Source organism: Streptomyces sp. SID3343 (genome assembly GCF_009865215.1).
Lineage (GTDB): Bacteria > Actinomycetota > Actinomycetes > Streptomycetales > Streptomycetaceae > Embleya.
In genome coordinates this window covers 1-8061 of record NZ_WWJX01000838.1, presented here as the reverse complement: position 1 = coordinate 8061, position 8061 = coordinate 1, and the positions used below count along the sequence as shown (strand labels likewise).

Below are 8061 nucleotides of genomic sequence, written 5' to 3'. Positions count from 1 at the left end.
TGGCGGCGTCGCGCACGGCCGCCCTCACAGTGGTCGGCGTGCGCCGCCGCCGCGGCCCCCTGAGCCATTGGGTGGGCCACGTGGCCACCGCGGCCACCGAGCACGCCCACTCTCCGGTCCTGGTGGTCCCGCTGGGCTGACCCGCGCACCGGCACCGAACCGCCGAAACGATCTCGCGGTCGTGGACGGGGAACCCGCGTTCTCCCACTCACGACCCCGAGATCTTTTTTTGCCCTGTGGGGTTTTCCGCCAGTGATCGAAGATCCCTCGGCACATTTTCAATCAGTGATTGAAAATGCTGGATGTTCGTGGTTTCCTGCGTGCCGTGACAGCACGATCGCGAGCCCGGCTGCTCGACGAGGCCGAGCGGCTCTTTCTGGCTCAGGGGTACGACAAGGTCTCGGTACGGGCGGTCAATGCCGCGGCCGGGATGAATCCGGCTGCCGTGCACTACCACTTCGGGGCCAAGCGCGATCTGGTCGTGGCGTTGTTGCAGGAGCGGCTCGGCCCACTGTGGGCGGGGCCCCTGGGCGAGCTGAGCCAGGCCCGCGAGCGGGGATGGACGCCCTCCGTGGGCGAGATCGTCGCCGTCATCGTGGAACCGTTCGACCGGCTCGCGCGCGAGCCCAACGGGCCGATGCTGTTGCAACTGCTCGCGCGCACCGTGTTGTCCGGGGCCGAGTTGCCGTGGGACGACCCGTGGTTTCGCCACAAACCCTGGCGCGAGTTGCTCGGCGCCGCCCGGCCCGACCTGGGCCCGCGCGAGATCTCGGACCGCTGGCGGCTCGCGTTCGACCTGCTGCTCCAGCTGTACGGCCAACCGGTCGCCGACGCGTTCGTCCCGACACCGGCGCCCGACGTGGTCGCCGCGTTCGTCACCGCGGGCCTCGACGCGCCGCGGCCCGGCCCTTCGCCCAGCACACAACGAGGTGACCTGTGATACCCGACGTCTTCGCACCCGCCAAGCTCGGTCCGCTCACACTGCGCAACCGGATCATCAAGGCCGCGACGTTCGAGGGCGCCACCCCCGACGCGCTGGTCACCGACAACCTGATCGAGTACCACCGCCGCCCCGCCGCCGGCGGCATCGGGATGACCACGGTGGCCTACTGCGCCGTCGCGCCCGAGGGGCGCACCGACCGACACCAGATCTGGATGCGCCCCGAAGCCGTGCCGGGGCTGCGCCGGCTCACCGACGCCGTGCACGCCGAGGGCGCCGCGGTCTCCGCCCAACTCGGCCACGCGGGCCCGGTCGCCAACGCCAAGTCCAACCGCCTCCCGGCGCTGTCGGCGGGCAAGATGTTCAACCCGCTCAGCATGCGCGCGACCCAGGCCGCGACCGCGGACGACATCGCCCGGATCACCCGGGCCCACGCCGAGGCCGCGCTGCTCGCGATCGAGTCCGGCTTCGACGCGGTGGAGATCCACCTCGGCCACAACTACTTCGCGAGCGCGTTCCTCAGCCCCAAGCTCAACCACCGCACGGACGCCTACGGCGGCTCGCTCGCCAACCGGGCCAAGGTCGCGCGGGGCGTGTGTCGGGCCGTCCGCGACGCGGTGGGGGACCGGATCGCGGTCACCGCGAAGCTCAACATGGAGGACGGCGTCCCGGGCGGCATCTGGCTCGACGAAAGCATCCAAACGGCCAAGTGGCTGGAGGAGGACGGCTCGCTCGACGCCCTCGAACTGACCGCGGGCAGCTCGTTGCTCAACCCGATGTACCTCTTCCGCGGCGACGCCCCGGTGCCGGAGTTCGCCGCGACCTTCCCGCAGCCGCAGCGGCTGGGGGTCAAGCTGATCGGCAAGCAGATCCTGCGCTCGTACCCGTACGAGGAGGCGTATCTGCTCGCGTCCGCCCGGCAGTTCCGGGCCGAGCTCACGCTGCCGCTGATCCTGCTCGGCGGGATCACCAACCGCGACACGATGGACCTCGCGATGACCGAGGGCTTCGAGTTCGTCGCGATGGGGCGGGCGGTGCTGCGCGAGCCGGACCTGATCAACCGGATCGCGGCCGAGCGGGAGACTCGTTCGTTGTGCATTCACTGCAACAGGTGCATGCCGACGATCTACAGCCGCACCCGTTGCGTGTTGATCGAGCCGCACGCGTAGGTCGCCGGGTCGAGCGCGACCGCGAGTGCGGGTGCCCGCAGGCGGCATGACGGTGCGTCAGGGAGCCTCCGCCCGCTGACGCACCGTCAGGTGTTGGTGCGCTCCGGGTCAGGCCAGGTAGCGCGTGATCGAGTCGATCACGCACGCCGGCTTGGCCGCGCCGTCGATCTCGATGGTGATTCGGATGGTCACCTGGATGCCGCCCGTGATGTCGGTGACCGCCGCGATCTCGGCGCCGCCGCGCACCCGCGAGCCGACCACGACCGGCGCGGGGAAGCGCACCTTGTCGACGCCGTAGTTCACGCCCATCGAGATGTTCCGTACCTCGACGATCTGCGGCAGGAACAGATTGGACAGGGCCAGGGTCAGGTAGCCGTGCGCGATGGGAGCGCCGAACGGGCCGTCCTTCGCCTTGTCGACGTCGACGTGGATCCACTGGTGGTCGCCGGTCGCGTCGGCGAAGCGGTTGATCCGGTCCTGCGTGATCTCCAACCACTCGCTGTGGCCGAGGTGCTTGCCCACCGAGTCCTTGATCTGCTGAAGGTCGGTGAAGACGGTGGCGGCCATGTGCTCTCCCGATGGTTTCTGATGGTCTGTCAGATCACGTGTCTCGTGTATAACAGACCATCCGACGCACGCCACGCGCGGGACGCTCGACGCCGGGAAGGCTCGACGCCGAACGCCCCTTCGCGTCCGGGGCTCAGGGCTCAGGGCTCAGGGTTCAGCCGAGCGGGATCCAGGCCACCTGGTCCACGTCCGCCAGTCGGTTCACCTCGATGCCCGCCGTCGAGACGGTCCACAACTGCGTGCCGATCACCATCGACCGGCGGATCTGCGTACCGGGGTGCGAGACCTGACCGATCAAGGTGATCGTGCTGCCGTCGACGCGCAGCACGAGCGCATAGGAGGGGTTCGCGTACGCGCCGTCCTCACCCTGGGAAAGGTCCGGCCGGCTCGCCGTGTTGCGTTCGGTGACCGGTAGCACCAGGATGCCTTCCTTGTCCCAGTACAGGAAAGCGTGCGGGTCGAACTCGGCCTCGGAGGTCGCCTGCGGCACCTGATACTGCGCGACCCGGTTCGGGTTCGCCAGGGTGCTCACGTCGAAGAGCGACACCTGCGAGCCGAGCCGCTGCCCGCTGCTCGTGGCGTCCTGACCGACCCCGATCAGCCTGCCGTTCGCGATCGGGTGCAGATAGGCCGAGTAGCCGTTGATCTTGAGTTCGCCGACCGCCCTGGGCTTGGCCGGGTCGCTCAGGTCGAGCGTGTACAGGGGGTCCGTCTGGCGGAACGTCACCACGTAGGCGATCGGCCCCGTGAAACGCACCGCGTAGATCCGCTCGTTGCGGCCCAGGCCGCCGACCTGGCCCACCGGCAGCAGATCCGAGCCCGTGCGCCGCAGGACCGTCACCGCCGACTCGGTCGCCGCCCTCGGCGCGAAGTCGCCGGGCGGGGCGACGTCCGTACCGGCGCCCGAGCCGCTCGGGGCCGGAACGCGGCCCGGGGTGGAGCCGCCGGCGTTCGTACTCGTCGTGGCGACCCGCAGGCTTCCCGCGTACTCCGACATCGAGTACTGGTTGAGCAGTCCGCCCCGGACGTCGCCGGTGGCGACGAGGCGGGGCGTAGCCGAGCCCGATATGTCGAACTGGTGGAGCGCGGTCCGCGCCGTGGGCGGGCCGCCGCCGATCACCTTGGCGTCGTTGCCGGCGGCCTGGGCCCGCTTGCTGTAGGTGGTCGCGAGGTAGAGGTTCGCCTCCGACGCGTACACGGTGTCCACGTCGGCCGCGACCGTGACCGGGTCGCCCTTGCCGAGGTCGCGGGCGAGGTCGAAGGACAGCACGCTGACCGTCGTGCGCGCGGTGTGCCCCGGCTCGCCCGGATCCGTCAGCGGGCGGCTTACCTTGGCACAGTCGGTGAGGGTGCCCGATTCGTTGCGGCCGGGCGCCGCGAGGGTGAACTGCGGCAGCCAGTCGCCGATCGTGGACCTGCGGATCCGCTCCTGCGTCGTACCCGAGGTGCCCTGTGGGCGGCGCGGCGTGGACTTGACCACGATCCGCGCGGTGTTGCCGACCTGGCGGGCGTCCACGTACGCGCCGTCCACGGTCAACTCGCCGAGCGTGCGCGGCGTGCCGGTCAGGTCGACCAACATCATCCGGGCCCTGCCCCCGCCCGACGGGGGCAGCGACTTGGCCGAACTGCCGCGCGTGGTCGGGCCGTCGGCGAGGTAGCCGCCCTCGGGCACGATCAACAGGGCCCGATCCCCCGCCAGGAGCAGTTCGCCGGCCGCGGCGCCCGGTACGGCGAGGGTGCCGGTGACCTTGTGCGTCGCGACGTCGACCACGCTCAGGTTGCCGCCGGCCACCGTCACCACCCGGCGCCCGTCGGTCTTGACCAGGTCCGGCTCGTCGACGCCCTTCTCCTGGGTGTTGGTCGTCGAGTGGTCCGGCGCGGCGGCCCCGCTGTCCGACGCGGAACCCGAATCCGCCTGCTCCGGTGCGAGGGCGTTGGGCGCCTGCGGCGCGGGCGCGCCGGCCTCGTTCGGGACGCGGGCGCTCTTGGGCTGGTCTTGGCCCTGGTTCGGGGGAGTCGCACGCTCGTCCCGGAGCGCGGCCTTGCGGAAATCGTCGAGCAGCGTGTCACACGAGTCGAACGCGGCGAGCCGCATGACGTCACCCGCCGGTGCGACGAGGGGATCGGGGAACCGCTTCTCGGGGCTCGACCCGCCCGAGGACGTGCACCCCGAGACGATCAGGCCGGCGGCCAGCGCGAGTATCGGCAGGGTCGTGGCCCCGCGCTTCGAACGGTCGTGGTTTCGCATGGCCCTGTGACGGAGCGCGCGTTCGAACGGTTCCGCACTCGCAACGGTTCCCTTTCCGCAACCTGGGCAGATTCCGGTACAAGCCCGCCGGCCGCGAAGGGAATCACCTGATGACGCTGTGGCCAGGACATCCGTATCCGCTCGGTGCCTCCTACGACGGGACGGGGGTCAACTTCGCCCTGTACTCCGACGTCGCCACCGACGTGGACCTGTGCCTGATCGACGCCGGTGGACGCGAGGAACGCGTCGCGCTGCGTGAGGTCGACGGCGGCATCTGGCACGGATACATCCCGGGTCTGCAACCCGCGCAGCGCTACGGCTACCGCGTGCACGGGCCGTGGGACCCGCGGGCCGGGATCAGGTGCAACCCGGCCAAGCTCCTGCTCGACCCGTACGGCAAAGCCTTCGACGGCGAGATCCACTGGGGCCAACCGGTGTTCGCCTACCGGTTCGGCCGACCGGAGGAGATGGACCACATCGACTCGGCGCCGCACATGATGACCTCGGTCGTGGTCAACCCGTACTTCGACTGGGGCGACGACCACCGGCCCGGGCACGAGTATCACGACACCGTCATCTACGAGGCGCACGTGCGCGGGCTCACGATGACCCACCCGGACATCCCGGACGAGATCCGCGGCACCTACGCGGGCATGGCGCACCCGAAGATGATCGACTACTTCCGCGCGCTCGGGGTCACCGCGATCGAACTCATGCCGGTCCACCAGTTCGTCAACGACGGCCATCTGGTCTCCCAGGGGCTGGGCAACTACTGGGGCTACAACACGATCGGCTTCTTCGCGCCGCACGGCGCCTACTCCTCGACGGGCACGCTCGGGCAACAGGTCCAAGAGTTTCGCTACCTCGTGAAGTGCCTGCACCAGGCGGGCATCGAGGTCATCCTCGACGTCGTCTACAACCACACCGCCGAGGGCAACCACCTCGGGCCGACGCTGTCGTTCCGGGGCATCGACAACAGCGCGTACTACCGGCTGTCGGAAGAGGACGCGCGCTACTACTGGGACACCACCGGGACCGGCAACTCGCTGCGGATGTCGCACCCGCACGTGCTCCAGATGATCATGGACTCGCTGCGCTACTGGGTCACCGAGATGCACGTGGACGGCTTCCGCTTCGACCTCGCGGCTGCGCTGGCCCGGCAGTTCTACGAGGTGGACAAGCTTTCCGCGTTCTTCGACCTCGTCCAACAGGACCCGGTCGTCAGCCGGGTCAAGCTCATCGCGGAACCGTGGGACGTCGGCGAGGAGGGCTATCAGATCGGCAACTTCCCGCCGCTGTGGACCGAATGGAACGGCAGGTATCGCGACACCGTGCGCGACCTGTGGCGCGGTGAGCCGGGCATGCTCCCGGACTTCGCGGCACGGCTGACCGGATCGAGCGACATGTATCGCCACGACGGGCGGCGCCCGACCGCCTCCGTCAACTTCGTCACCGCGCACGACGGCTTCACGCTGCACGACCTGGTGTCCTACGAGCACAAGCGCAACGACGCCAACGGCGAGGAGGGTCGCGACGGCGAGAGCCACAACCGCTCGTGGAACTGCGGTGTCGAGGGAGAGAGCACCGACATCGAGGTGCTCGCGCTGCGGGAGAAGATCAAACGCAACATGGCCGCGACGCTGCTCCTGTCGCAGGGCATCCCGATGCTGCTGCACGGCGACGAGATCGCGCGCACGCAAGGTGGCAACAACAACGCCTACTGCCAGGACAACGAGGTCTCCTGGGTCGACTGGGAACGCGGCCGCGAGCACTGGGTGTTCCTCGAATGGGTACAGATGCTGATCCGTCTGCGGCGCGAGCACCCGGTCTTTCGGCGGCGTCGGTTCCTGCGTGGGAAGCCGATAGAGGGCGGCGCCCTGGCCGACATCGCGTGGTTCGCACCGAGCGGCAAGCCGATGACCGAACAGGACTGGCACGCCGGGTTCAACAAGGCGGTCTCGGTCTTCCTCAACGGCCGGGCGATCGGCGAGCCGGGGCCGCGCGGTGAGCACATCGAGGACGACTCGTTCTTCCTGGTCTTCAACGCCTCCGAGGGCGATCTGGACTTCACCCTGCCGCCCGGCGAGTACGGCACCGCGTGGGAGACCGTGTTCGACAGCGCGAGCGTGGTGCTCGACCGGGACCGACCCGCGGCCAAGGCGGCCGGCGTCGTGCACCTGGAGGCACGCTCGATGCGGTTGCTGCGCCGGCTGTTCTGAGGTCGGGTGGGACGGCGGTGGGGCGTCGGCGGGGCGTTCATGGGGGGTTGGCGGGGCGTCGGCGGGGCGTTGGCGGGAGCGGTCGTGGGGCACGGGGTGGTACCGGGGTCGGAACCCGGTCATACCTGCGGATGTTGTCTCAGGGTCGCACCAGGGGTTATCCCTGATGGACCGAGCTCCGTTCGCGGCGCATGCTGTATGGAGCCGTGTGCACAGCGAGAGGAGTCGTGCATGCATCCGAATTCCGGTCCACATCCACCCTATTGGTACGGTATGCCACCGAATATGCGGGTCGGCGACGCGGATCGTGAACGCACGATCGATCATCTGAAGTACGCGTTCGGTGAAGGACGGTTGAACGGCGAGGAGTTCGAGGAACGAGTCGCCGCGGCGCTCGCGGGCCGTACCCGCTCCGACCTGGAGGCCCTGCTCGACGACCTCCTGCTGCCGATGCCCGCGCCGCCGATGCCGATGAGCGGCCTGCCGGCCATGCCGCACCCGCCGGTTCAGCCGCCGGGATGGATCAACAACGGTTCCAGGGCGTCCTTTCGGCCGATGAAGCCCGGTCGGCCGAGATCCGAACGAGGGTGGGCGGCCACCGCGCACTGGGCCGCGTTCGTCGCTCCGGTGGTCGGGCCACTGGTGATCGGGAAGACGGTGGGCAGTCGTTCGGAGTTCGTCCGCACGAACGCACGCGAGGCGCTCAACTTTCACCTGACCTGCCTGATCTCGCTGATTCTGCTCGTCCCGGCCATCCTTTTCGTCGGCTTCGTGGACGAACTCCTGTTCGCCGCGGCTTCGGTGGGCGCACTCCTGGGCGGTGCTCGCGCGTTCGGGGGCGACTCGATGCGTTATGCGGTGAATCTGCGGCTTGTGAAGAAGTGACCGTGGCGTCGGTGGCGTCGGTGGCGTCGGTGG

At 69.5% G+C, this 8061-nt stretch carries 6 protein-coding genes; 4 read left to right on the top strand and 2 right to left on the bottom strand.

Going from position 1 to position 8061, the window contains the following annotated elements; genetic code table 11:
• Positions 1 to 325: 325 nt before the first annotated feature.
• Positions 326 to 940, top strand: coding sequence for a TetR/AcrR family transcriptional regulator (locus GT354_RS26255; protein ID WP_161358846.1), 615 nt, complete (start codon positions 326 to 328; stop codon positions 938 to 940).
• Positions 937 to 2109, top strand: a complete 1173-nt coding sequence (locus GT354_RS26250) for an NADH:flavin oxidoreductase (protein WP_346012179.1) — start codon at positions 937 to 939, stop codon at positions 2107 to 2109. The genes GT354_RS26255 and GT354_RS26250 overlap by 4 nt, the downstream gene beginning before the upstream one ends.
• A gap of 108 nt (positions 2110 to 2217) precedes the next feature.
• On the opposite strand, the gene GT354_RS26245 is transcribed toward GT354_RS26250, so the two are convergent.
• Both GT354_RS26245 and GT354_RS26240 read right to left on the bottom strand, forming a co-directional pair.
• Positions 2218 to 2676, bottom strand: coding sequence for a MaoC family dehydratase (locus GT354_RS26245; RefSeq protein ID WP_161358845.1), 459 nt, complete (start codon positions 2674 to 2676; stop codon positions 2218 to 2220).
• Positions 2677 to 2830: 154 nt separating this feature from the next.
• Positions 2831 to 4924 (bottom strand): beta-propeller domain-containing protein, encoded by a 2094-nt coding sequence (locus GT354_RS26240; protein ID WP_202512306.1) that lies wholly within the window; start codon positions 4922 to 4924, stop codon positions 2831 to 2833.
• Positions 4925 to 5034: 110 nt separating this feature from the next.
• Here GT354_RS26240 and glgX point away from each other — a divergent pair, with 110 nt between their 5' ends.
• Positions 5035 to 7143: a glycogen debranching protein GlgX gene (gene glgX / locus GT354_RS26235; protein WP_161358844.1), complete on the top strand. Its 2109-nt coding sequence runs from the start codon at positions 5035 to 5037 to the stop codon at positions 7141 to 7143.
• Between the two features lie 285 nt (positions 7144 to 7428).
• Positions 7429 to 8028: a DUF1707 and DUF4870 domain-containing protein gene (locus GT354_RS26230; RefSeq protein WP_161358843.1), complete on the top strand. Its 600-nt coding sequence runs from the start codon at positions 7429 to 7431 to the stop codon at positions 8026 to 8028.
• Positions 8029 to 8061: the final 33 nt, after the last annotated feature.